Origin of the sequence: Micromonospora sp. NPDC000663 (assembly GCF_042898105.1) — a bacterium.
Classification (GTDB): Bacteria; Actinomycetota; Actinomycetes; order Mycobacteriales; family Micromonosporaceae; genus Micromonospora.
Map to the genome: position 1 here is coordinate 346609 of NZ_JBIAYR010000004.1, position 22871 is coordinate 369479.

At 73.4% G+C, this 22871-nt stretch carries 20 protein-coding genes; 6 read left to right on the forward strand and 14 right to left on the reverse strand.

Annotation, left to right across the window (positions count from 1 at the left end):
* Nucleotides 1–44 precede the first annotated feature (44 nt).
* The 5 genes from ACFY1S_RS17110 to ACFY1S_RS17130 are packed head-to-tail and all read right to left on the reverse strand — an operon-like array spanning nt 45 to nt 6837.
* Complete coding sequence (locus tag ACFY1S_RS17110; RefSeq protein ID WP_387118564.1) at nt 45–1238, reverse strand: Gfo/Idh/MocA family protein; 1194 nt, start codon at nt 1236–1238, stop codon at nt 45–47.
* Between the two features lie 28 nt (nt 1239–1266).
* Entirely contained in the window at nt 1267–2760 is a 1494-nt protein-coding gene (locus ACFY1S_RS17115) for a mannitol dehydrogenase family protein (protein WP_387118567.1), read from the reverse strand.
* Nucleotides 2751–4055 carry an enolase C-terminal domain-like protein gene (locus ACFY1S_RS17120; RefSeq protein ID WP_387118570.1) on the reverse strand — a complete coding sequence of 435 codons (1305 nt, stop codon included), beginning with the start codon at nt 4053–4055 and terminating at the stop codon, nt 2751–2753. Before ACFY1S_RS17120 ends, ACFY1S_RS17115 begins: the two co-directional genes overlap by 10 nt.
* Entirely contained in the window at nt 4052–5485 is a 1434-nt protein-coding gene (gene uxaC, locus ACFY1S_RS17125) for a glucuronate isomerase (protein WP_387118573.1), read from the reverse strand. Before uxaC ends, ACFY1S_RS17120 begins: the two co-directional genes overlap by 4 nt.
* A 23-nt stretch (nt 5486–5508) precedes the next feature.
* Entirely contained in the window at nt 5509–6837 is a 1329-nt protein-coding gene (locus ACFY1S_RS17130) for a Gfo/Idh/MocA family protein (protein WP_387118576.1), read from the reverse strand.
* Between the two features lie 237 nt (nt 6838–7074).
* Here ACFY1S_RS17130 and ACFY1S_RS17135 point away from each other — a divergent pair, with 237 nt between their 5' ends.
* From ACFY1S_RS17135 to ACFY1S_RS17160, 6 genes are read left to right on the forward strand one after another with little or no spacing between them, the layout of a single operon-like run.
* A complete protein-coding gene (locus ACFY1S_RS17135; protein ID WP_387118578.1) occupies nt 7075–8205 on the forward strand; it encodes a LacI family DNA-binding transcriptional regulator in 1131 nt (376 codons plus the stop codon).
* Nucleotides 8206–8224: 19 nt separating this feature from the next.
* Complete coding sequence (locus ACFY1S_RS17140) at nt 8225–9571, forward strand: ABC transporter substrate-binding protein (protein WP_387118581.1); 1347 nt, start codon at nt 8225–8227, stop codon at nt 9569–9571.
* A 30-nt stretch (nt 9572–9601) separates the two neighbouring features.
* Nucleotides 9602–10582 (forward strand): carbohydrate ABC transporter permease, encoded by a 981-nt coding sequence (locus tag ACFY1S_RS17145; RefSeq protein WP_387118584.1) that lies wholly within the window; start codon nt 9602–9604, stop codon nt 10580–10582.
* A complete protein-coding gene (locus ACFY1S_RS17150) occupies nt 10582–11457 on the forward strand; it encodes a carbohydrate ABC transporter permease (protein WP_387118587.1) in 876 nt (291 codons plus the stop codon). The genes ACFY1S_RS17145 and ACFY1S_RS17150 overlap by 1 nt, the downstream gene beginning before the upstream one ends.
* Complete coding sequence (locus ACFY1S_RS17155) at nt 11441–12064, forward strand: hypothetical protein (protein ID WP_387118590.1); 624 nt, start codon at nt 11441–11443, stop codon at nt 12062–12064. Before ACFY1S_RS17150 ends, ACFY1S_RS17155 begins: the two co-directional genes overlap by 17 nt.
* On the forward strand, nt 12061–12945 hold the full coding sequence (locus ACFY1S_RS17160; protein WP_387118593.1) for a PmoA family protein: 885 nt from the start codon (nt 12061–12063) through the stop codon (nt 12943–12945). The genes ACFY1S_RS17155 and ACFY1S_RS17160 overlap by 4 nt, the downstream gene beginning before the upstream one ends.
* On the opposite strand, the gene ACFY1S_RS17165 is transcribed toward ACFY1S_RS17160, so the two are convergent.
* Genes ACFY1S_RS17165 through ACFY1S_RS17205 form a run of 9 tightly spaced genes read right to left on the reverse strand, consistent with a single transcriptional unit; the run spans nt 12931 to nt 21478 of the window.
* A complete protein-coding gene (locus ACFY1S_RS17165) occupies nt 12931–13686 on the reverse strand; it encodes a hypothetical protein (protein WP_387118596.1) in 756 nt (251 codons plus the stop codon). The genes ACFY1S_RS17160 and ACFY1S_RS17165 overlap by 15 nt on opposite strands.
* Nucleotides 13687–13707: 21 nt before the next feature.
* A complete protein-coding gene (locus ACFY1S_RS17170; protein WP_387118599.1) occupies nt 13708–14169 on the reverse strand; it encodes a hypothetical protein in 462 nt (153 codons plus the stop codon).
* Nucleotides 14166–15095: a hypothetical protein gene (locus ACFY1S_RS17175; RefSeq protein ID WP_387118602.1), complete on the reverse strand. Its 930-nt coding sequence runs from the start codon at nt 15093–15095 to the stop codon at nt 14166–14168. The genes ACFY1S_RS17170 and ACFY1S_RS17175 overlap by 4 nt, the downstream gene beginning before the upstream one ends.
* Complete coding sequence (locus ACFY1S_RS17180; RefSeq protein ID WP_387118605.1) at nt 15092–15607, reverse strand: phage tail protein; 516 nt, start codon at nt 15605–15607, stop codon at nt 15092–15094. The genes ACFY1S_RS17175 and ACFY1S_RS17180 overlap by 4 nt, the downstream gene beginning before the upstream one ends.
* Nucleotides 15588–18236 (reverse strand): putative baseplate assembly protein, encoded by a 2649-nt coding sequence (locus ACFY1S_RS17185; RefSeq protein ID WP_387118607.1) that lies wholly within the window; start codon nt 18234–18236, stop codon nt 15588–15590. The genes ACFY1S_RS17180 and ACFY1S_RS17185 overlap by 20 nt, the downstream gene beginning before the upstream one ends.
* Nucleotides 18233–18667: a GPW/gp25 family protein gene (locus tag ACFY1S_RS17190; protein ID WP_139583374.1), complete on the reverse strand. Its 435-nt coding sequence runs from the start codon at nt 18665–18667 to the stop codon at nt 18233–18235. The genes ACFY1S_RS17185 and ACFY1S_RS17190 overlap by 4 nt, the downstream gene beginning before the upstream one ends.
* On the reverse strand, nt 18664–19002 hold the full coding sequence (locus ACFY1S_RS17195; RefSeq protein ID WP_387118611.1) for a hypothetical protein: 339 nt from the start codon (nt 19000–19002) through the stop codon (nt 18664–18666). Before ACFY1S_RS17195 ends, ACFY1S_RS17190 begins: the two co-directional genes overlap by 4 nt.
* Nucleotides 19002–20594 (reverse strand): contractile injection system protein, VgrG/Pvc8 family, encoded by a 1593-nt coding sequence (locus ACFY1S_RS17200; protein ID WP_387118614.1) that lies wholly within the window; start codon nt 20592–20594, stop codon nt 19002–19004. Before ACFY1S_RS17200 ends, ACFY1S_RS17195 begins: the two co-directional genes overlap by 1 nt.
* A complete protein-coding gene (locus ACFY1S_RS17205) occupies nt 20591–21478 on the reverse strand; it encodes a hypothetical protein (protein WP_387118617.1) in 888 nt (295 codons plus the stop codon). Before ACFY1S_RS17205 ends, ACFY1S_RS17200 begins: the two co-directional genes overlap by 4 nt.
* Between the last annotated feature and the right edge of the window lie 1393 nt (nt 21479–22871).

Below are 22871 nucleotides of genomic sequence, written 5' to 3' on the forward strand. Positions count from 1 at the left end.
AACCGTCGCGCACCCGGTACGGCCGGCCGAAGGGGACCGGCCGGTCAATGGTGGCGGTTCGGGCCGCTGTCGGTCAGTTCGGCGCGGTACGCGGGCACCGCCCACGGCACACCCAGTTCGCTGGGCAGCGCCCCCTGCTCGGCGGACCGGCGCAGCACGTCCACGACGCCCCGCAGGTGGCGGACCCGGTCGCCGCCGTCGCCCACACCGACGACCAGGTCGCCGTCGAGCAGTCGTGGCTCCGGCGCGGCCCGCAACGCGTCAAGCAGCGCGGTGAACGGGGCGGTACGGGCCAGCGGCGCGATGAGCGGCACCCCGAGCGGATCGGCCCGGTGCGCGAGCAGGTTCTCCAGCAGGCCCTGCCGGCCGGGGACCCGGCGGGTCACCACGTCCCCGGGCAGCCGCAGCCGATCGGTCGGGTACTCCAGCACCGCCCGCCCCCCGGTGCCGGTCACCACCACCTCACCTGCCACGAACTCCTCGGCGGCAAGGGTGACCGCGGCGAGCACCGCAGGGCCGGCGCGGAACCGGACCCGCAGCACCGCGGTGTCCTCCACCTCGATGGGTCGGACCCGGTAGCGCTCCACCTCGATCGCGACCGGCCAGGGCGGCGCCCCACCGAGCGACTCGGCGACGGCGAGGCACTGCATCACCGCGTGCGCCAACGGGTTGGCCAGTGCGCCGTCCAGCACCGGCCGCCCGTTCAGGGTGCGCCGGCCGGCCCAGGCGGAACGGGCGTAGTAGGCGTCCGGGCGCTGCCAGGCGGCGACTGTGGCGATCCCGGTGACCGTGCCGAGACGGCCGGCGGCAAGCGCGTCGGTCAACGCGGTCAGCGCCGCCGAACCCAGCGCCTGGAAACCGACCTGGGCCACCCGACCGGCGGTGGTCAACGCCCAGGTCAGCTCGTCGTGCTCGGCCAGGGACAGCACCGGCGGTTTCTCCAGCAGCAGGTCCGCGCCGGCGGCGAGGGCGTCGCGGGCGATCGGCAGGTGCGTGTGCGGCGGGGTGCAGATGACCGCCACCTGCGGCCGGGTGGCGGCGAGCATCGCCCGATGGTCGGTGAACACCTGGACCCCGGGCGGCAGTGGCGCCTCCGGGTCGTCCTGCACCGGCTCGACGTCGACGAGCGCGACCAGACGCAACAGGCCGCCGGCGTGCAACGGCGCGATCACGCGTCGGTGCCACCGGCCGTGCCCGTTCGCCCCGATCACCGCCACCCGCGTCGGCGCCCCGCTCACCGGGCACCGACCGGCGGGAGCTGCCCGTTCACCTGACACCGGCCAGGGTGGCCTCGACGCCGTGGCGTGCCAGGGCGGTCAGCCAGGCGGTCACCTCGGCGCGTACCTCGTCGTCGCCGGCCACCTCGGCCGGGATGACCTCGCGCAGCGCGAACACCGCGTCCACCGCGCCGGCCGGGCTCTGCGCGCCGGCGTCCAGTGCGGCCCGGATCGGCCCGGCGAGAGGGTCCTGGAAGGGCAGCGGCCGGCCGTCGTCGGCGTACCCCAGCGCGAAGCGCAACCAGGCAGCCACGACAAGCGCGCCCCAGCGCGCGGACCGGCCGGCCGCGCGCAGGTCGGCGATGGTGTGCAGGACCCGCTGCGGCAACTTCTGCGAGCCGTCCATCGCGACCTGAAGGGTGCGGTGGTGGATCGCCGGGTTGCCGAACCGGGCGAGGGCCTGCTCGCCGTAGTCGACCACCCGCACCCCGTCGGGCGGCGTGAAACTGGGCGCGACGTCCTCGGCGATCAGGCGGCGCAGCACGTCGGTCAGGTGCGGGATCTCCAGGGCGTCGGCGATGGTCTCCCGGCCGGCCAGGGCCCCCAGGTACGCCACGGCCGAGTGCACCCCGTTGAGGCCGCGCAGCTTCAACCGCTCCCACGGGCCGGCGTCGTCGGTGAGGACCGCTCCGGCGTGCTCCCAACCCGGCCGTCCGCCCGGGAAGTCGTCCTCGATGACCCACTGCGCGTACGGCTCGGCGGCCACCGCCGCCAGGTCGGTCACACCCAGCGCCCGGCGGGCCGCGTCGATGGTGCCGGGGGTGCTGGCCGGCACGATGCGGTCCACCATGGTCCCCGGGCAGGTGACGTTGCCGGCGACCCAGTCGAGCAGCCCGGCGGGCACACCTGCCGCGCGGCCGACCGCCTGGTCCACCAGACCCCGCAGCCGGCGACCGTTGGCGGGCAGGTTGTCGCAGCTCACCAGGGCCAGCGGTCCGGCGTCCGCGGCGGCCCTGGCGGCCAGCCCACGCAGCAGCAGCCCCGGCACGGTGGTCGGCGGGCGGCCACCAGCCAGGTCCGCGGCGAGCGCCGGATCCGGGGACAGATGGCCGGTTACCGGGTCGAGCTGGTACGCCTTCTCGGTGACGGTGAGCGTCACCACCCGCACCGCCGGGTCGGCGAGCAGCGCCACCACCGCGTCCGGGTCGCTGGCCGCGTGGCGTACGCCGCTCAGCGCGCCGACCACCCGCGTCGTGCTGCCGGCCGCCGAGAGGGTGCTGACGCTGAACAGGTTGTCCTGCCCGGCAAGAGCCTCCACCAGCGCGGTGCTGCGCGGGGCGACCGCCACGATGCCCCAGTCGCCGCCGACCGCACCCATCGCCGCCTCGGTGTAGACGGCCTGGTGCGCGCGGTGGAACGCGCCCAACCCCAGGTGGACGACGCCGGACGGCACGGTGCCCGGCCGGATCAGCGGACGGGCCTCGACGGGCAGTTGGCGCAGCACACCCAGGCCGAGCCGGGAGGCGCCGACGGTCACCGCCACGCCGGACCGTCCGGGAAGCGGAACTCGGCGACCGACGCCTGCTTCATGGTGGCGCTGTAGCCGGGCCGCTCCGGCAGCAGGTACCTGCCACCGCGGGTACGCACCGGGTCGACGAAGTGCTCGTGCAGGTGGTCGACGTACTCGATCATCCGTCCGTCCAGGCTGGCGCCCACCCGCAGGTAGTCGAAGATGGCCAGGTGCTGGACGTACTCGCAGAGCCCGACCCCGCCGGCGTGCGGGCAGACCGGCACCCCGAACTTGGCCGCGAGCAGCAGCTCGGCGAGTACCTCGTCGACGCCGCCGACCCGGCACGCGTCGACCTGCATCACGCCGATCGCCTCGGCCTGGAGCAACTGCTTGAAGATCACCCGGTTGGCGGCGACCTCGCCGGTGGCCACCCGGCACCGGCCGCCGGTCAGCTCGGTGACCGCGCGGGCGATCCGGGCGTGGCCCAGGATGTCGTCGGCGTGCGTCGGCTCCTCGATCCAGTACGGGTCGACCTCCGCGAGGGCAGTCATCGCGGTGATCGCCTCGTCGACGTCCCAGACCTGGTTGGCGTCCATCATCAGCAGCGCGTCCGGGCCGATCTCGGACCTGATGATCCGAGCCCGGCGCCTGTCGTCGGCGAGCGGGCCGCCGACCTTCATCTTCATCGCCCGCCAGCCGTCGTCGTACGCCTGCCGGGTCAGCGCCCGCACCTTGTCGTCCGGGTAGCCGAGCCAGCCGACCGAGGTGGTGTACGACGGGAAGCCGTCGCGCTCCAGCGTGGCCAGCCGGTCGGTCAGCCCGTCGCGTCCCTTGTCGAGGATGCCCGCCGCCTCGTCGGCTGTGAGCGCGTCGGTGATGTGGTGGAAGTCGACGCTGGCGACGAGCTCGTCGGTGGGCAGCTCGGCGAGGAACCGCCACATCGGCTTGCCGGCCACTGTGGCCCGCAGGTCCCACACCGCGTTGACCAGAGCGCCGGTCGCCATGTGGATGACGCCCTTCTCCGGGCCCAGCCAGCGCAACTGCACGTCGGCGCTGAGCGACCGCCAGAACGCCACAGGTTCGGCCGCGATCTCCTCGATCGTGCGTCCCCGTACGTGGTGGGCCAGCGCGCGCACCGCCGCGCAGGTGATCTCGTTGCCCCGGCCGTTGGTGAAGGTGAACCCGGCGCCGACCGGCCCGGCGTCGGTGCCCAGCTCGACGTACGTCGCCGAGTAGTCACCCCGGTTGATGGCGTCGGAGCCGTCACCCCGGGCGGCGGTCGGGAACCGCACGTCGTGCACGTCGACGGACGTGATGGTCGTGGTCACTTGTTGTCGCCTCCGAAGTTGAAGACCCGCTTGGGCAGCCGGTACGCCAGGTCGACGATGGTCTCGGCGGCCTCGTCCATCGGCAGCCGGTGCTCGGCGACGAGCCGGGCCAGGAAGCCGGCGTCCACCCGGCGGGCCACGTCGTGGCGGACCGGGATGGAGCAGAACGCCCGGGTGTCGTCGACGAACCCGGTCGTGTTGTAGAAGCCCGCGGTCTCGGTGACCGTCTCCCGGAACCGGCGCAGCACCTCGGGGGAGTCCAGGAACCACCAGGGCGCCCCGAGCAGCACCGCCGCGTAACCGCCCGCCAGGGGGGCCAGTTCACGGGAGAAGGTGTCCTCGTCGAGGGTGTACAGCACCAGCCGCAGCCGGGGATCGTTGCCGTGGCGGGCGAGCAGGGGTGCGAGCGCGTGCACGTACTCGGTGGCCTGCGGGACGTCGCCGCCCACGTCGCGGCCGTGCCGCGCGTGCAGCAGGCGGTTGTGGTTGCGCACCGCACCGGGGTGCAGTTGCATGACGAGGCCGTCGTCGAGCGACATGCGGGCGAACTCCATGAGCATGTGCGCCCGGAACGCCTCGGCGCCGGCCGCGTCGGCCTCGCCGCGCAGGCCCCGCTCGTACAGGCGTGCGGCCTCGGCCGGGGTCAGGTCGAGGGTGCGCGCGGTGGGATGCCCGTGGTCCGACGAGGTCGCCCCGGCGGCGATGAACGCGGCCCGGCGGGCGCGCAGCGCGGCCAGGTAGCCGGTGTACGTGCCGGTGTCCTCGCCGGCCAGCTCGCCGAGGCGCCGCACGTTCGTCGTCCAGCCCTCGAACTCCATGTCCACCACGTCGTCCGGGCGGAAGGTGGTGACGACGCGGCCACCCGGTCCGCCCCAGCCGTCGGCGGCGAGTTTGGCGTGCTGCCCGAGGTCGTCCAGTGGTGACTCGGTGGTCGCGAGGACCTCGATGTTGAACCGTTCGAACAGTGCCCGGGGCCGGAAGTCCGGCTCGGCGAGCCGGGCCGCGATCTCGTCGTAGACGTCGTCGGCGGTGGCCGGGCCGAAGGGGGTTCGTACGCCGAACACGGTGCGGAACGTCCTGTCCAGCCACAGCCGCGACGGGGTGCCCCGGAACAGGTGCCAGTGCGCGGCGAACCGTCGCCAGATCACCAGGCCGTCGGTCTCGGTCGGGCTGCCGTCGCGGGTGGGCACACCCAGGTCGGCCGGGGGTACGCCCTGGCTGAGCAGCATCCTGGTCAGGTAGTGGTCAGGCACGATGAGCAGCCGCGCCGGATCGGGAAAGGGCTGGTCCTCGGCCAGCAGGGCCGGGTCGACGTGCCCGTGCGGCGAGATGATCGGTTGCTCCGCCGCGAGGGCGTACAGCTCCCGGGCCAGCGCGCGGTGGCCGGGCTCGGACGGCAGGAGCAGGTCGGTGTGGTCGGACGTCGGCACGGGGCGGGGCTCCTCGTCAGTGGTCAGGGGAGGGTGAGCAGGTCGGCGACCCGGACCGGTTGGCCGGTCTCGAAGGACCGGTTGGCGGCCAGGCCGGTGAGCAGGGCCAACGCGCCGTCGTCGGCGGTCGCGGCGCGGTCCAACGGGTCGGGTCGGCCGCCCAGGAGCACGTCTGTCATCCGGGCGTCCGCGCCGCCGTGGCCGTGCCGGGTACGGCCCTCGACGGGGATCTGCCGTGGTGGCTCCCAGAACGGGCGCAGCGTGAGTGTCGCGCCACCGCCCTCGGCCGGTGCCTCGGCGCCGTGCAGGGCTACGCCCTTGACCGCTCCGGCGGTGCCCCGGTCGACGAAGTCGTTCTCGGTGACCTCCAGTTCGAGGCGGCCCCGACTGCCGTTGACCATCACCCGGTAGCCCTCCCAGGGCGCGTACGCGGTGAGGTGGTAGGTCATCGTGGCGCCTGTGGAGTAGCGGGCGAGCACCGCCATGTCGTCCTCGATGCTCACGCCCGGGGCGAAGACGTTGCGGTCGCGCTGGTAGCCGTCCTCGGCCTCGGCGTCGAGGTACAACTCGCGCAGCCGGGGGTGCGCGTCGAGTCGCAACGCGAACGGGTCGTCGACGGCGGCGGGGGAGCCGTGTGCGCGTTCGTAGTCGCGGGCGTAGCCGTGCCGGCGGCCACCGTCGCCGTAGAAGAAGAGCCGACCGGCGGCGTACACCTCGACCGGGGTGGCGGCCAGCCACCAGTTGACCAGGTCGAAGTGGTGGCTGGCCTTGTGCACCATGAGCCCGCCGGAGGTGGCCTTGTCGCGGTGCCAGCGGCGGAAGTAGTCGGCGCCGTGGCGTACGTCGAGCAGCCACTCGAAGTGCACCGAGCCGATCTCACCGATCGCGCCGTCGGCGAGCAGCCGCCGGACCTGTTCGTGCAACGGGTTGTAGCGGTAGTTGAAGGCCACTGTCACCCGGCCGCCGGTCTCGGCCACCGCGTCGAGGATGCGCCGGCAGCGGGGAGCGTCCACTGTCATCGGCTTCTCGGTGACCACGTCCCGGCCGGCCCGCAGCGCGGCCACCACGTACTCGTCGTGGGTGACGTCCACGCTGGTGACCAGGACGACGTCGACGCGTTCGGAGTCCAGCATGGCCGCGAAGTCCCCGGCCTGGTACGCGGGCACGCGACGGTGGCCCAGCTCGGCCAGCCAGCGGTTGTGCGCGTCCATCCGGGCCTTGTTGGTGTCGGCGAAGGCGACCAGCTCGGTGGTGTCGGGATGGTCGAGCACCAGGGCGCGCACGAACATCTCGGCCCGCGCGCCGGTGCCCACGACTGCGTACCGGACCCGCCCGCCGGCTCTGGATGACATTCGGTGGCCTCCCGATGATCCTGCAAAGGTTTGCAGTGAAGTAATCACGGTCGATCCGTTGACGTCAACGCCGACGGCGTAATCGGCGGTAAATGTTCCTATTTGTGGGCCTGCAGATCACCACTGGGAGCCTCGGCGCAACAGAACCGCAACCATTCACCGTTGACACTGGAGCAACCGTTTGCATTAATTGGCGGCACCCCCGTGACCGCCGCCACATCGGACGAAAGGGCCGCCGTGCCAGTCACCATCCGGGACGTCGCCCGGGCGTCCGGTGTGCACATCTCCACCGTGTCCCGTACCTTCTCCGCGCCGCACCTGGTCAACCCGGAGACGCGGGTACGCGTGCTGGCCTGCGCGGAGGACCTGGGCTACCGGCCGAACCGGGCCGCCCGCGCCCTGATCACCGGCCGTACCCACAACATCGGGCTGATCATCGCCGACATCGCGAACCCGTTCTTCCCGCCGCTGATCAAAGCGGCGGAGAGCCAGGCCCGGCACCGCGACTACCACGTCTTCGTGGCCGACACCAACGAGGACCCGACAGCCGAGGAGGAGCTGGTCCACGCGCTTGCCAAACAGGTGGACGGGGTGCTGCTGTGCAGCCCGCGGATGAGCAACGGCCTCATCGAGCAGCTCAGCCGCGAGGTGCCGCTGGTGGTGGTGAACCGCCAGGTCACCGGCCTGCCCTGCGTCCTGATGGACGTCGGGCAGGGCGCCCGCTCGGCGATCGAGCACCTGATCGGCCTCGGCCACCACCGCATCGCGTTGCTCGGCGGGCCGCGCAGCTCGTGGACCAACCGGGAGATGCGCCGCGCCGCCGCCACGGCCGCCCGCGCCGGCGGCGCCGAACTGACCATGCTGGGCCCGAACGCGCCCACCGAGACCGGCGGCTCGGCCGTCGCCGAGCAGGTCCGGCGCAGCGGCGTGTCGGCCGTGCTCGCCTACAACGACCTGATGGCGATCGGCCTCATCGAGGGGCTCGACGCGCTCGGGGTCCGGGTGCCGCAGGAGGTGAGTGTCGTCGGGGTCGACGACATCGCCCTGAGCCGGCTCACCCGACCCAAACTGACGACGGTGGCCACACCCACCGCGGCCGCCGGCCGGACGGCCGTCGACATGCTGCTGCAACAGGACATCGAGTCACCGCGCGGCGCGCGAGGGCTCGGCGCCGGCACGGCGCTCGGCGTCCGTCGTACCACCGCACAGGTAATGCTCCAGACCGACCTGGTCATCCGCGACTCGACCGGCCCGGGCCCACGGGCCCGACCGGCACGTCCCCCGGCCGCTTCGCGTGGCCCGGACCCGCATTGCCCTGCGGGCCCGGGCACCCCGACCACGGCCACCGGTGACGCCGTCGCCTCCTAATGCCGAGGAGTGAGCGCTCATGCACGCCGCAACGCCCCCCACCACTGACACGCCCGTCGGGCGTCATCACCGTACCCCGCTGCCCAGGCGGCGGTTGCTGCGCGGCCTGCTCGCCGCGGCGGTCGCCGCGCCGCTGATGTTCGGTGCCGCCGCCTGCGGGGACGACCGCTCCGCCGCCGACCCGAACGCCCCGGTCAAGCTCTCCATCTTCTGGTGGGGCGGCGACGCGCGGGCCAAGCTGACCGAGGACGCCCTGGCTCTCTACACCAAGAAGCACCCGAACGTGACATTCGAGACGACCTGGCAGGCCAACCAGGGCTACTTCGACAAGCTGGCGACGCTCACCGCCGGCGGCAACCCGCCGGACCTGTTCCAGATCGACGACAACTACCTGGCCGAGTACGCGGCCCGCAGCACCACGCTCGACCTGACCTCCTACCAGAAGTCCGGCAAGCTGGACACCTCGAAGTTCCCCGAGAGTCTCTGGCAGTACGGGGTGGTCGACGGCAAGCTCGCCGGCCTGGCCGCCGGGGAGAACACCCAGGGCCTGGTCTACAACAAGACGCTGCTGACCAGGCACAACCTGCCCGAGCCCACCACCGGGATGTCGTGGGAGCAGCACATCGCCTGGGCCGAGCAGGTCACCGCGAAGACCAAGGTGCCGGGCACGCAGGACCCGAGCGCCGACTACAAGGCGTTCTGGGTCTGGCTGCGCCAGCAGGGCAAGGACCTCTACCAGGGCAAGGAGCTGGGCTTCACCGTCGAGGACGTGACCAGGTGGTTCGACCTGTGGAAGGGCGCCCGGGACCGCGGGGCCACCCCGAGCGCCGACGTCATCCACGAGGGCAACTCCAGCGACGTCACGAAGCAGTTGGTGGTCACCGGCAAGTCGGCCACCTCCTGGGTCTGGGCCAACCAGATGCCGGACCTGAAGAAGAACACCAAGGACGAGCTGGGCGTGGTCGCCTACCCCGGTGACCCGAGCGCGCAGTGGGCCCGGGCGTCGATGTACTGGTCGGTGTTCAAGGGCAGCAAGCACAGGGACGTCGCCGTCGACGTGATCAACTTCCTGAACAACGACCGGGAGGCGGTCACGCTGCTCGGCACCGATCGCGGCCTGCCGTCCAACCTCGACCTGCGTCGGGTGGTCAGCGACGACACCACCGACCCGGCCATGAAGCAGTCCATCGCCGTCGAGGCGGAGCTGACCCAGAAGTTCGGCAAGTCCCCGCAGGTGCCGATCAAGGGTCACAGCAAGGTCAAGTCCGAACTGATCAAGGCCGCCGAGAACGCCCAGTACGGCCGGGCGACCCCCGCCGCGGCCGCCGCCCAGTTCGTCGAGGCGTGCAAGGCCGCCATCGCCTGACCGCCCACCAGGCGAGGAGAGGAGCTGCTCGTGGCGTCGACCACGGCACCCGACCCGACCCGACGCGGCCCCGGAACGAACCGGGCCCACGCCGGCAGGCGTGGGCCCGGCCTCCGGCACAGCGAAGGTCTGGCGGGGTACGTCTTCCTGTCGCCGTGGCTCATCGGCCTGATGGGTGTCACGGCGGTCCCCATGCTGCTGTCGCTCTACCTGAGCTTCACCAACTACGACATCCTCACCCCGTTCTCCGAGGTGCGGTGGGTGGGGTTGGCCAACTACGAGCGGATGTTCACCTCCGACCCGTCGTACTGGCACGCCGTGCGGGTCACACTGACCTTCGCGCTGGTCGCCGTACCGCTCAAGCTCGCCGCGGCGCTCGGCGTGGCGCTGCTGCTCAACCGCGCCTGGCGCGGTGTCGGGCTGTTCCGCGGCCTGTTCTACCTACCGTCGCTGCTCGGCGGCAGCGTCGCGCTGGCCATCGTCTGGGTCAACATGTTCAACCGCGACGGCGCGTTCAACTCGTTCCTGAGCCTCTTCGGCATCCAGGGCAAGCCCTGGGTGAACGACCCGGACTGGGCCCTTCAGACGCTGATGGTGCTGGCCGTCTGGCAGTTCGGCGCACCCATGGTGATCTTCCTGGCCGGCCTCAAGCAGGTGCCCACCGAGCTGTACGAAGCCGCCTCGGTCGACGGGGCCGGCAGGTTCCGGCAGTTCCGCAACGTCACCCTGCCGATGCTCTCCCCTGTCATCTTCTTCAACCTGGTCCTGGAGACGATCAACGGATTCCAGGGCTTCACCGCCGCGTTCGTGCTCAGCAACGGCACCGGCGGCCCGGTCGACTCCACACTCATGTACACACTGAACCTCTACATCACCGGCTTCACCGACCTCGAGATGGGCTACGCGTCGGCCATGGCCTGGGTGTTCCTGCTCGCCATCGCGGTGATCACCGCGATCTTCTTCAGCACCGGGCGGTTCTGGGTGCACTACTCCGACGGGGAGGACCGTTGATGGTGGCGGTGACCCAGGTGCCGGCCGCCCGGCGACGCCCGACCGGGCGGTCGCTGCTGCGACTGCTGATCCTGGTGGCGATCGTCGCCGTGGTGCTCTACCCGCTGATCTGGATGGTCGGCACCTCGGTGAAGTCCCAGGAGGAGATCGTCAACAACATCGGGCTGCTGCCGGAGCGGTTCACCCCTGGCAACTACACCGCCGGGTGGTCCAACTTCGACGTCAGCTTCGGCCGGTTCTTCCTCAACAGCGCGATGGTCAGCCTGCTCACCGTCGTCGGCAACGGGCTCTCCTGCCTGCTCGCCGCGTACGCCTTCGCCCGGCTGCGGTTCCGGCTGCGGGGCGTGTGGTTCGCCGTCATGATCGGCACGCTGCTGCTGCCCCAGCACGTGTTGATCGTGCCGCAGTACATCCTGTTCCGCACGCTCGGGCTGGTCGGCGGCGAGTGGCCGTACCTGCCGCTGCTCATCCCGCAGTTCCTGGCCACCGAGGCGTTCTTCGTCTTCCTGATGGTGCAGTTCATGCGGGGCGTCCCACGGGAGCTGGACGAGGCGGCCCGGATCGACGGCGCCGGCCCGTTCGGCATCTTCCGGCACATCATCCTGCCGCTGAGCCGCCCCGCCCTGGTCACCACAGCGATCTTCTCCTTCATCTGGACGTGGAACGACTTCTTCCGCCAGCTGGTCTTCCTGTCCCAACTGGAGGACTACACGGTGCCTGTCGCGCTGACCCTGTTCATCGACTCGACGAGCCAGAGCGCGGTCGGGCCGATGTTCGCCATGTCGGTGCTGTCGCTGCTGCCGGTCTTCCTGTTCTTCGTCGCGTTCCAGCGGATGCTCGTCGAGGGGATCAACACCAGTGGCATCAAGGGCTGAACCGGCCGACGCCGGCGGGAGGCGGGACTGGCGCGACGTCGTCCGCGACGCCGCCGACCTGGCGCTGCTCGGCATCCTGCTGACAGTCGCCGCGGTGCCGCTGCTCACCGCCGCCGCGGCGGTCAGCGCGGCCAGCGCGGCCGTGCACACCTGGACGCGTACCGGCAGTTGGCCATCGGCGCGCGCCACCCTGCGCCGGTTCGGCGGCGCGGTGCTGCCCGGCGTACCGGTGAGCCTCGTCGCCCTGGCCGTGGCCGGCCTGCTCGCCGCCGACCTGGCCGCGCTGGCGACCGGCCGGGTGCCCGGCGGCCCGCCTGCGTTGCTGGTGACCGCGCTCGTCACGGCCGGTCTGCTCGGGTACGCCGGGCTGGTCGTCGTCGAGGTGGGCGGCGGCGCGCGCTGGCGCGGCGCGGCGCGCACGGCCGCCCGGGCCTGCCTGGACGCGCCCACCCGCTGGGCGGCGCTGAGCGGGGTGGCGGTGCTGGCCGGAGTGCTCGCCGTCCTCGTCACGCCGGTGGCGGTGCCGATCCTCGCCGGCTACACAGTGGCCGCCCTGCACGCCGTCGCCCGCCGGCTGGCCGCCCCCGCCCGCGCGGGCCTGCCGTGAACGGCGAGCGGGAGGAGCCGGCGCGGCTGCTGCTCGGGGCGACGGAGGTGGCCCGGTACGTGCTCGACCCGGCGCTTGACGCGCGGCACGGATCCCGGCCGTACCTGCACCCGGTGCGCACCCTAGGCGGCACTGTGGTCACCGACGCGCTGCCCGCCGACCACGTGTGGCACCTCGGCGCCTCCCTGGCCGTGCAGGACGTCAACGGCACCAACCTCTGGGGCGGACGCACCTACGTACGCGACGTCGGCTACACGTGGCGCGACGACCACGGGGTCATCGCCCACACCTGCTGGTCGGAGCGGGCCGACGAGCAGGTGGCGCACGAGTTGCAGTGGCGCGACCCGCACGGACGAACGCTGCTCACCGAGCGGCGTCGGCTCGCCGCGTCGGCCCTCGCGCCGGACGTGTGGCGACTCGACCTGGCCTCCGCGCTCACCGCTCCGGCCGACCGGGAGGTGCGCCTGGGCAGCCCGGCCACCAATGGTCGCCCCGGCGGGGCCGGGTACGGCGGGTTCTTCTGGCGGGCCGCCGCCGACGGCGAAGCGGCGGTGTTCACCGCCGACGCCACAGGGGAGGAGGCGGTCAACGGCAGCGCCGCGCCGTGGCTCGCGCTGACCGGCACCGGGTTGGGCGGCGGGGCGTACACCCTGGTCTTCACGGGGCTCGGGCCCGGCGACAGGTGGTTCGCGCGGACCGCGATGTACCCGGGTGTGTGCGTGGCGTTCGCGTTCGACAGGCCGGCGGTGGTGCCGGCCGGCGCGACCCGGCACGGCCGCTACCGGGTGTGGGTGCTCGACGGAACGATCGACAGGGACCGGGCCACGGCCCTGGTCGCGGCAACGCCCTCACAGACCGACCCCGGGTCAGCGGGTGGGTAGGCCGGCGGTCACCCGGGCGGCCTTGACGATCGCCGGGATCGAACCGATCAACAGCACCAGACCCCAGACGATGGCGACCACCGCGAAGACCAGCGCCGCCACGTCGTCCACGATGCTGACCAGGATCACCGGCACGAGGTTGTGCAGGAACTCCAGCACGACCGTGCACAACAGCGTGGTGAGGATCAGCAGGACGAGGCCCTTGTTCTGCAGAAAGCGCGGCTGGGCCAGCACCAGCAGCCCCGCCCAGAGCAGCTTGAGCAGCAGCAGGAGGCCCAGCACCACCGACGCCTCACCGACCGGGAAGAACCCCCACAGGGCCAGGTACGCCAGGGTGCCGAACGGGACGGCCAGGAACAGCGACACCATGATGGACAGCTCCACGAACGCGACGAGCAGCGCGACCAGCCCGACAATGATCAGGATGATCGAGAAGATCAGGCTGGCGACGCCCTGCACCCGGCCCTGGACGCGTTCGGGCAGGAGCAGGCCCAGGCAGAACAGCCCGGTGCTCCAGACCGCCACCGCGTCGACAAGCGCCAGATAGCCGGTGCCGCGACCGGACGGTTCGCTGACCCCTGACACGTCGTCGATCTCCACGTCGAGCGCGCCGGCACTGTCGGCCAGCGCCGAGCTGGCGTCGGCGCCGCCGAGCAGCAGCCCGGCGCCCAGCTCGACGCCGATCGCCAGCACGATGGCGAGCATCGCCAGCAGCAGGAACGGTTTGCGCAGGTCACCCACGGCGGCACCCCCTCCCGGTGTTCACGACGTGACCACGACGACGACGCAACTGCCCGGGCCGGGGCAGCGCAGGCCCACCTCGGTGGCCCGGTCGACGGCGACCTTCGCCACCGCGGACGTACCGTCCGGTGCCGGCTCCACCTCGTCGCGGACGGTCAGGTCGGCGTCCCCGGGAGCTGGCGCGACGACCGTGAACCGCCCCGGGCTGCGCAGCACGAGGGTGCGCAGCCCGCCCGGGTCGGGGACCCGCACCACGCAACCGCCGGAGAAGACGAGCCTGCCCGCGTCGTCGGCGCAGTCGGCGCTCACCGTCGCCGGGTCCACCGCGAAGCGCTCGCCGCCCAGCGCGCCCAGCCGGTCGACCAGCCCGTGCCGCGCCCCCGGATCGCCCCGGTCGTCGCCGCCCACGCCGGCCGCAACCACGAACAGCGCCACGAGCGCCACGGCGAGCAGCCCCAGCAGCACCTTCTGTCGGCCGCTCATCGCGCGACGGCCTGCGCGACCAGCTCGGTGAACCGGATCGTGTCCACCCCGGCGAAGTAGGAGTTCGTGCCCTGTGTCTTGCCGACCACCAGCAGCGTGACCTGATGCGGTCCCTTGGCCAGCCGGACCGTTCCGACGTCCAGGAAGTCCGTCTTCTGCACCTTCGGCGTGAAGCCGAGGAACGTCCCGCCGACCTGGCTGCCGTCGATGGTGAAGACGGTGTTGGCGTAGTCGGGGGCCGTGGTCCGCACGGTGGCGAACCGCCAGGTGCCGTCCGCCGGGATCTGCACCGTCACGGTGACCTGGTCGCCGATCGCCAGGCCCGTGAAGAAGAGCTGCTTGTCCCCGGACCAGGTCACCCCGCAGCAGTTGGGCTGCGCACCCACGGCCGCCTTGCTCTTCTGCGGCGACGTGATCACCGCGCCCTCCACCAGGCTCTCCGCCTCGACGGTGACCACCCGCGGCTCGCCGGGGGCCGGGCCGCCGCCGCGGGTCAGCAGCACCACCCCGACGGCCGCCACCACCAGCACCATCGCCGCCGCGGCGGCGATCCACAACCAGGGGGTACGCCGGGGCGGCGCGACCGCCTTCACCTCGTAGGTGACCCGACCGCTGGACCGGGAACTCTCCTCCGGAGCGGTGTTCGCCGAGTACGCGAACCCGGTCATGTCGTAGCGCCGGGGCGGGGTGCCCGCCGGCACGGCAACCTTGACCAGGAACGACACCGAGCCCTGCCCGGGCACCACCCGCTGGGGCTCGGCCACAGTGAACCACGCCCGCTGCGAACCCTCGCCGGGCGCCACGTCGAACACCACGGTGTCCGGCGCGTTGCCCGGATTGGAGACGGTGAACGTCAGCTCCCCGCTGTTGCGCGGGTCGAGGGTGAACTGCTCGGCGGCGGCGACTACCGCCCACTCGGTGGTCATGACGACTCCTCTTCCACGACGATGTCGACGGTGGTCGAGGCGGGCTTCTCCGCCTCGACGATGCGGGTGATCACGGCGAGTTGGTCGGCGGCGGACGCCGGCACCCGTACCACGATGTGGAAGGGCCGCTCGGCGGGCTCGTCGATGACGAACCCCGCCGCCCCGGTGGCGAGTTCCAGGGCGCGGCGCATCCCGTACGGGGTGCCCCGCCACCGGGCCAGCAGCGCGCCGTTGGCCACCAGGTCACGCAGCCGCCCCACCGGCAACGGCAGCGGGGCGTCCGGTCGGGGTGACGCCACCACGTGGTCCATCGCCACCCAGCGGGTCAACCGCACGACCAGGTGCTCCGGCGCGCGGTACGGGTCGAACAGGGCGTCCACCTCGGCGAGGATCGCCTCGTCCGGGGCGTGCAGGTGCTCCATCACGTCCAGCAGCGCCGAGATCACGCTGCCCGGCACGCAGGCCCGCTGGTAGGCGGCGGGCAGCAGCCGTTCAATCGCCGAGCGTCGCATCCTGGCGCACCACCTCGATGTCGTGCTCGCCTGAGCAGAGCAGCCACGTGTCCGGGACGGTCACCACGTCGGCGGTGGCCTGGTTGGCGCTGGGCGTCCACTCGACGGCGTCGACGCTGCGGTGCACACCGCGCTCGCCCCCGGCCAGGATCAGCCGCTCCGCCGTACCGCCGCCCGCTCCGCCGCTTGTGCCGCCGGTCGCCGTTGCCGGACCGGCCACGGCGATGGCGTCCACCGGCACGAACCGGGTGCGGTCGCGCAGCGGCAGGCCGCAGTTGACCGACACCGGCAGCCACTGCGGTTGGGCGGCCAGGGTGTCCAGCCGCACCACACCGCCGCTCTGCGTGGCCGCCACCGCCTGCTGCCCGGCGAACGCCAACTCCCGGCAGGTGCCGCCGATCCAGCCGGCCTGCATGGACTGCCACTTCACGTCCGACTCGAACAGCCGGGCGCGGTGGCAGCCCTGACCGGGCTTCTTCGGGTCCGGCTCGCCCGCGCCGCTCCACAGCAGCGTGGCCGGCCCGTCGTACTGCACGGCGAGGACGCGGTTGTCCACGTTGGCCAGACCGACGTGTGTGAAGCTGCCCGGCCGGCCGCCGGCTGTCGACAGGTACACCCCGAAGCCGGCCTGCGCGGCCACCGCCACACCTGGCGCGCCCCGCTCGGAGACGAACGCGCGCACCGCGTAGAACCCCCGGTCCGCGTCGGACGGGTCCACCAGGATCTGCAACGGCACCGCCCCGGGCAGCAGCGACACCTCGTACAGGCCGGTGTCGGTGGCCACCAGCAACGCGCCCGCGCCGTCGCGGTCCAGCCAGGCCACGTCGGAGATCCGCGAGTCCAGGTCGGCGAGCAGCGACCACGTCTCACCCAGGTCGGTGCTCAGGTGCACCCGGGAGCCGCCGGACGCGCGCAGCGTCACCACGGCCACCGCACCGGCCCGGGGCACGATGCCCGGCCGCACGGGCGCCGGCGCGGGCGCCACCCGCAGCACCGTCTCGGTGTCGAACCGGCCGGTCGGCTCCCAGCCCGCCCCGGCGTTGCTGGAGCGGAACAGCACGGCGCCGCGACCGGCGTACCAGGTGCGGGGCTGGTACTGGTCGACGGCGAGGGCACGGACGTCGGCGTCCGGGGCCTCGTCCACCACGAACCGGACCGACTCGACGTACCGCACGCCCGGCTCGGCGTGCTCCAGCATCCGGTACACGTTCGACGCGCGCAGCGGCTCACCGAACGGCCAACCGGTCGGGTTGAGCGCGGTGGGCAGCGGACTCAACGTCTGGTGCAGCCGGTCGTGGATCCGCCGACGGACCGCGTCGACGTCCTCCTCCCGCCGCACCACCACCCGGGCGCGGACCGACACCGCCTTGAACCGGGCCCAGGTGGCCCGGGACCGGATGCCGACCATCCGGCGCTGCTCCAGGTCCGTCTCCACCCGGTGCCGCGCCTCGGGCACCTCGTGCTCGCGCAGCACCGCCACCGGCAGCCGGCCACCCGGCCGGGCGGTCTCCGGCACGTACGGCACCAGCACCACCTCGACCTCGCCCGGGCGGGCGAAGCTGTACACCGCCGCGCGGGTGAACGCCCGGGCCCGCGCCACCGCGCCGGAACCGGTGGCCAGCACCTCGAAGTCGCGGGCGGTGACCGCCCGTTGCTGGGCGAAGAACTCGTACGGGCCGCGCAGCAGCACCGACTCCAGTGCCTCCACGTCCCGCCCGCCGGCGGCCGGCGCCGGGTTGTCCACCCGCACCCCGGGCAGCGGATCGCGCAGGCTGGTCAGGGTGCCCGCCGCCACGTTGCCGGTCGGCCCGCCCCCGGCCCGGTACCAGAGCCGCACCTGACGCCCGGCCGGCGGCACCGCCGCCACGGTCACCGGCGCCGCCGCCGCGCCCTCGCCCGCCGGGGCGGGGGAGCGCAGGTCGAGGGCCGGGGCGAAGGTGACGGTGCCCGAACAGCGGTCCACCAGGTACGCCTTGGCCTGGGGGCCGAGCCCGGCGAAGTTGTCCACCGGCCGCCAGATCTCGAACGTGCGGCCGTCGTGTTCCCGGGCCGCCGCGCCTAGTTCCACAGTGCCGGCCGGCACCTCGACGCCGAGCAGCAGGTCCAGCGGCTCGGCGGTATGCGCCAGGGGAGCGCGGGCCGCCCGTAGCACCTGCCCCGGCTGGCCGGTGCCGACGCCGAGCAGCTCCGCGTCGACCGGCTCGCAGTGGTGCATCCGAACCAGCACGGACGCCTCACCGGCGGGCAGCACCGCCGGTTCGGTGGTGACGAACACGACAGGCCGCGGGTCGGCGCCTCGGGCCGCCGCGACCCGCAGCCCGGCCGGGATCCGCACCGCCGCGCGGTCGGTCCCGCCGCGCGTGAACAGGACGTCCGCCCAGGCCGCGGTGGGCGCGTGGCGGGTGGCCCCGAGCAGGTTCAGAAACGAGACGTACGCCTTCTCCGGCAACTGGTTCAGCCGGTAGATCATCACCTCGGTCAGATGCGCGAACGCCTCCACCAGGGCCATCCCCGGGTCGTGCGCGGACAGGTCGGTCCACGCCGGGCAGGACTGCCGGATCCGTTCCCGGGCCTCGGTGACGAGGTCGAGGAACCCACGGTCGTCCAGGTGCGGCACGGGCAACGTCATGACGATCCTCCCTGCTCGGGTTCGTCGGCCGGCAACAGATCCACGGAGAAGACCAGCTGCCCGGGGGTGAGGCTGGCCCGCACGCGGTAGTCCAACCGGATCACCAGCCGCCACGCGTCGTCCGGATCCGGCCCCGCGTCGACGTCGATGACCTCGACCCGGGGCTCCCACCGTGCGATGGCCTGCCGGACGTAGTGGATGGCCAACCCGGCTGTCGTGTCGTCGTTGGGCGCGAACACCAGCCGGTGCAGCCGCGAGCCGTACCCGGGCCGCATCAGCCGCTCACCAGGTGTCGTCGACAACAGCAGGAACAACGCCTGGCGTACGCTCTCGTCGCCGTCGGTCATCGCCAGGCCGCCGGCCGCGGTGAGTGCCAACCCACCCGTACGGCCGGCGTCGAACCCGGCGCCGACGAACCGGAAGGCCCTCACCGGTCCGCCCCCAGGAATCCCTGTGCCGCGTCGCGCACCGTGTGATGGACCGCGTTGGGCGGCGTCCCGTTGGTGAACCCCTCCAGGTTGTCCAGCACCACCCGCTGCCCGTCGACCCGCAGCCAGTCGCTGTAGCCGACGCGCAGGGACTCCGTCTTCGTGCACGGCTTGATGGTCGGGCCGTAGTTCGGACAGGCGATGATCTTCCGTCCCTCCGGGTCGTCGTCCACCAGCACCGGCACTGCGGAGACAGTCACCCACTGCTGCGACGGACGGTTCTCGACCCGGCCGTCGTGGTCGCAGGTGATCACCGAGTCGCGGTGGATCCAGCGCATCAGCCGCCTCCTTCGTGGTGGGCGCGGGCGAGCGAACGGGCCTGCCGCGCCGCGGTGGTCGGGTCCTCGGTCGACTCGGCGCGCAGGAAGTCCACGCCCCGGGCGCGTACCACAAGGGCCCGCCCGGGCGCGGAGATCACCAGGTCGGACGCGGCGTGCAGGGTGGCCAGATCGGGCGTCAGCTCCAGGAAGCTGCCGTCCTCGGTGCCCAGGCGCAGGCTGCGCCGTACGTCGTCGACGACTATCGACTGGCCGCCGGCGGTCCGCAGTGTCCAGCGGCGGGCCCTGCCGTCGTCGATGCCCGCGTCGTACGGCTCGACGGCGCCGAACAGCGAGCCCAGCACGATGCCCGAGGCCGGCTCGCCGCCGGGCAGCACCACGAGCACCGTGTCGTCCGGATCGGGGAGCGCCACCAGGCCCTTGCCGCGACCCGCCCCCGGGCAGAGCACGCCCAGCCACCCGGCGTCCAGATCCCCGTACGTCGGCAGGGTCAGGCGGACCCGACCCAACCCGTCCGGGTCGGCGACGTCGGTGACCGTGCCGAGGGTGACCACCGCGCCCGCCGTCGCGGCCGGCGGGACGGTCGGTGGCACTGTGGAGAACCAGGTGAGGTGCCCGTCGCCGTCCACCGTGTGCACCACCTCGGTCAGCACGTACGCCCCGGCGACCGACTCGGGCACCCCGCTCAGGTCGATCCGCCGGCCGGGTCGCAGCGCCGGGTCGCCCTCGGCCACACCTTCGGCGGTGACGAGTGCCGCCGCCCGGGTGTCCAGTCGCGCCTGGGCCAGCGCCGCCAGCTCGTCGTCACTGCGCCCCGGCTGGTCGACTGCGGTGCGTACCCCGTCGGCGCCCACGTCGGCCGGATCCGGCCGGTCGCCGGCAGGCCTGGCGCACCGCGCCTCGTCGGCCTGCTGGCTGATCGGCTCGGCCCGCTGCGGATGCCAGCCCAGCGCGGCGCTGGCGCCGCTGGCCTGGTCGGCGTTGGTGGACAGCCGCAGGCTGCGCACGCCCGCGCCGAGGGCCAGCGCGACAGGCTCGCCGTAGCCGGCCAGGGTCACCAGCCGCACCGTGTCGCCGTCGACGGCCAGGTGCAGCCCGGCCCGGCCGGTCACCTCGCGCAGCAGTTCCAGATCGCTGTGCCGGTGCTGGAGCAGCCGCTCCAACCGGGGCCCGTCGGCCTCCGCCGCCACGTCCAACCCGACCTCGCCGCACAGCTCGCGGGCCAGGTCGGCGGCGGTCACCGACGTGAAGACCCGCAAGCCCTGACGCTTGCGCAGTCGATGCAGCGCGTCGTACGCCCGCAGCCGCAACAGCGCTACGCCGTCCGCCGCGTACTCGACCTCGACGGCGGTGACCTCCCCGACGAACAGCGCGTCCGGGTGGCCGGTGAGGCGTACGTCGAGTGTCGTTCCGGGGCGTACCGCCGGGTCGAACGCACCGACCCCGGCGGTGGCGGCGAGCACCAGCTCGGCCTGGGTGGGCTGGTCCAGCCGTGCCGCCACCCGCAGCGAGCGCAGCCGATGACGGGCCGCGGCGGCCAGTTCGACATTGTCCAGCAGGACGATGAGCGCCCGGGGCGCGACGCTGGTCACGGCGTACCTCCCGGAGCTGTGCCGGTCGGACCGGTGCCGGTCGGCGCGGCGCCGGCCGGGGCGGGCGTCGAGCCGGCCCAGCCAACCGCGGCGGCGATCGACGCGCCCACGAACGACGTGCCTGCGGCGACCGCCCGCGCGAATCCGGTAGGTGCCGCTGCGGGTGGGCCGCCGGCCGCGGACGGAACGGCGAGGGTGGTACCGGCCGGCACGGCGAGCGGGTCGGTGATCCGGTTGTGTTCGGCCAGCAGTCGCCAGCGCAGCGGCGAGCCGAGCGCGTCGTTCGCCAGCAGGTCGAAGCGAACTCCGGAGCGGCCCGGCTCGGCCGCGCCGTCACCGGCGGCGACCACGGCGCTGCCCGGCGCGGCGCTCGGGGTGCTCGCGGCGGCCAGTTCCTCGGCGAACCCGGCCTGCGCCTGGTCGGCCGTCTCGGCGGCCCGCACGAGCTTGAGCCGCAGCCACGACCGCCGGGGCGACCCGGTGCCGGTGAACGCGTCGAACCGCTCCGCCACCGCGACGATCACACCTGGCACGTTCCAGGTCTTGCCCCAGACCAGCCGGACCAGCGGTGGCCGCAGCCAGCCGTGTTCGGCTGTGGAGTTCTCGGCGAGCATCCACAGCGGACGCGTCAACATCCGCACATCGGTGGGCCGGACCTGCGCCTGGACGAAGTCGACGTCGAACAGCAGGTCGAGCACCAGCTCGGTGCGGCCGCCGCCGGTGAACACCAGCGGGTCGTCGGCCAGCCCCGCCCCGGTGAGCTGCCCGTCGGCGGCACCCCGACGGCGTACGCCGGCGAGCCGCGTCACCTGCACGGTCTCCGGGTTGAGCAGGCAGTCGACCCGTTCGCCGGAGGAGTCGATGAGAAAGGCCACGCGTTCCATCAGTCGCCCGCCTGTTCCCGGTCCAGGCGGGCGAGCCGCGCCGCGTCCGAGGACGGAGCCGGAGTCGTCCACAGCGGTTCGTCGTCCGGAAGCGCCGGCCACGGGTCGACGGCCGACGCCCCTGGCGCGAACTCCGGACCGACCGGCCAGGTCCCGCCCCGAGGCTCGGGGCCGGTCGCGTAGCCCCGTCCGTTCCCGCCGCCCGTCGCTGCGGCGGGGCCGGACGCAACGGGGGATCTCGCAAGGGAACCGCCCTCGGAGGGGCCGACATCTTTTGCGATCCCGAAAGGCCTGCTTCGGGGGTGGAACGACGTCGGTCGGGCTGGCGCCTGCTGATCCGTGTGCGACGACAGGGTCCCGTGCGCATCGGACGTTCCGGAGCTGTCACGGCTGCCGGTCGGGCCGGCGCTGCCGACCTCCGGGCCGCTGGCGCGCGCACCCGCGCCGGGCCTGCGTTCCGGCCTGCTCGCCGACAGCCCCCGGTCGATACTCAGCGACGGCGAGGATTCGACGCAGTGGTCCGTGCCGAGGGCTCCGGAGCGCCCCGCTGGTGGCGTGCGCTCCGCTGCCCTGGAGCGCACCGATTCTGTGACCCCGCCGGTCCCGAACGCGCCCGTCGGCGGGTCGCCCGCCGTCCCCGGCTCGCTCGCGGCGCCGGTCTCGGTGGAGCCGCCCGTCGTCCCCTGCCCACCGGTCACGCCGGTTCTCGCTGATCCGTTGGCCGTACCGGGGGTTGGCCGGGCGCTCGCACCGGGCCGGCTGGGCCGTGTGACCACGGCCGACAGCCACCTGTCGCCACATACCGGGCCAGGCGCACCGCTCGCGTCGAACGCCGCACCCCCGCCGAGCGCACGGCTGCCGGAGACGCCGCTCGTGCCGCTCGTGCCGCTCGTGCCGGTCGCGCCGCTCGCGCCGCTCGGGCCGGTGGCGTTGCTCGGGCCGGTGGCGCTGCTCGGGCCGGTGGCGCCGCTCGGGCCTGTCGCATCGGTTGTGCCGGTTGTCCGAGGACCTCCGCCGTCGACGAAGGACCAGGGCCCGGCACCGGGTGGGCCGGCCGGGAGACCGGGCCCGCCGTGCGGCGGCGAGGCCGCCGCACCGGCTCCGAACCTGGCGAACCGGTCGTCGTGCGGCCCGGTGTCACCGCGCGCGTCGACGCCCGGGACGGGCGGTGGGCCAGCGCCCAGGTCCGGCGACCGGTCGAGGTCCACGTCGTGCAGCAGGCCCGGCGCGTGGGCGGTGACCAGGTCCAGCCAGTGCTGCGGCGGCTGTCCGAAGCGACGCGGCACCTCCGGCGGGCGCGACTCGACCCCGGCCGGCTCGACCCCGGCCGGCTCGACCCCGGCCGGCTCGACCCCGGTCGACTCGACCCGGGCGGCGAGGCGGTGCACCGCCC

Coding starts and splice junctions, on each gene's coding strand:
- ACFY1S_RS17205 (WP_387118617.1), bottom strand. CDS start 21,478: ATGGAACGCGTGGCCTTTCTCATCGACTCCTCCGGCGAACGGGTCGAC.
- ACFY1S_RS17150 (WP_387118587.1), top strand. CDS start 10,582: ATGGTGGCGGTGACCCAGGTGCCGGCCGCCCGGCGACGCCCGACCGGG.
- ACFY1S_RS17195 (WP_387118611.1), bottom strand. CDS start 19,002: ATGCGCTGGATCCACCGCGACTCGGTGATCACCTGCGACCACGACGGC.
- ACFY1S_RS17170 (WP_387118599.1), bottom strand. CDS start 14,169: ATGAGCGGCCGACAGAAGGTGCTGCTGGGGCTGCTCGCCGTGGCGCTC.
- ACFY1S_RS17130 (WP_387118576.1), bottom strand. CDS start 6,837: ATGTCATCCAGAGCCGGCGGGCGGGTCCGGTACGCAGTCGTGGGCACC.
- ACFY1S_RS17185 (WP_387118607.1), bottom strand. CDS start 18,236: ATGACGTTGCCCGTGCCGCACCTGGACGACCGTGGGTTCCTCGACCTC.
- ACFY1S_RS17175 (WP_387118602.1), bottom strand. CDS start 15,095: ATGACCACCGAGTGGGCGGTAGTCGCCGCCGCCGAGCAGTTCACCCTC.
- ACFY1S_RS17140 (WP_387118581.1), top strand. CDS start 8,225: ATGCACGCCGCAACGCCCCCCACCACTGACACGCCCGTCGGGCGTCAT.
- ACFY1S_RS17180 (WP_387118605.1), bottom strand. CDS start 15,607: ATGCGACGCTCGGCGATTGAACGGCTGCTGCCCGCCGCCTACCAGCGG.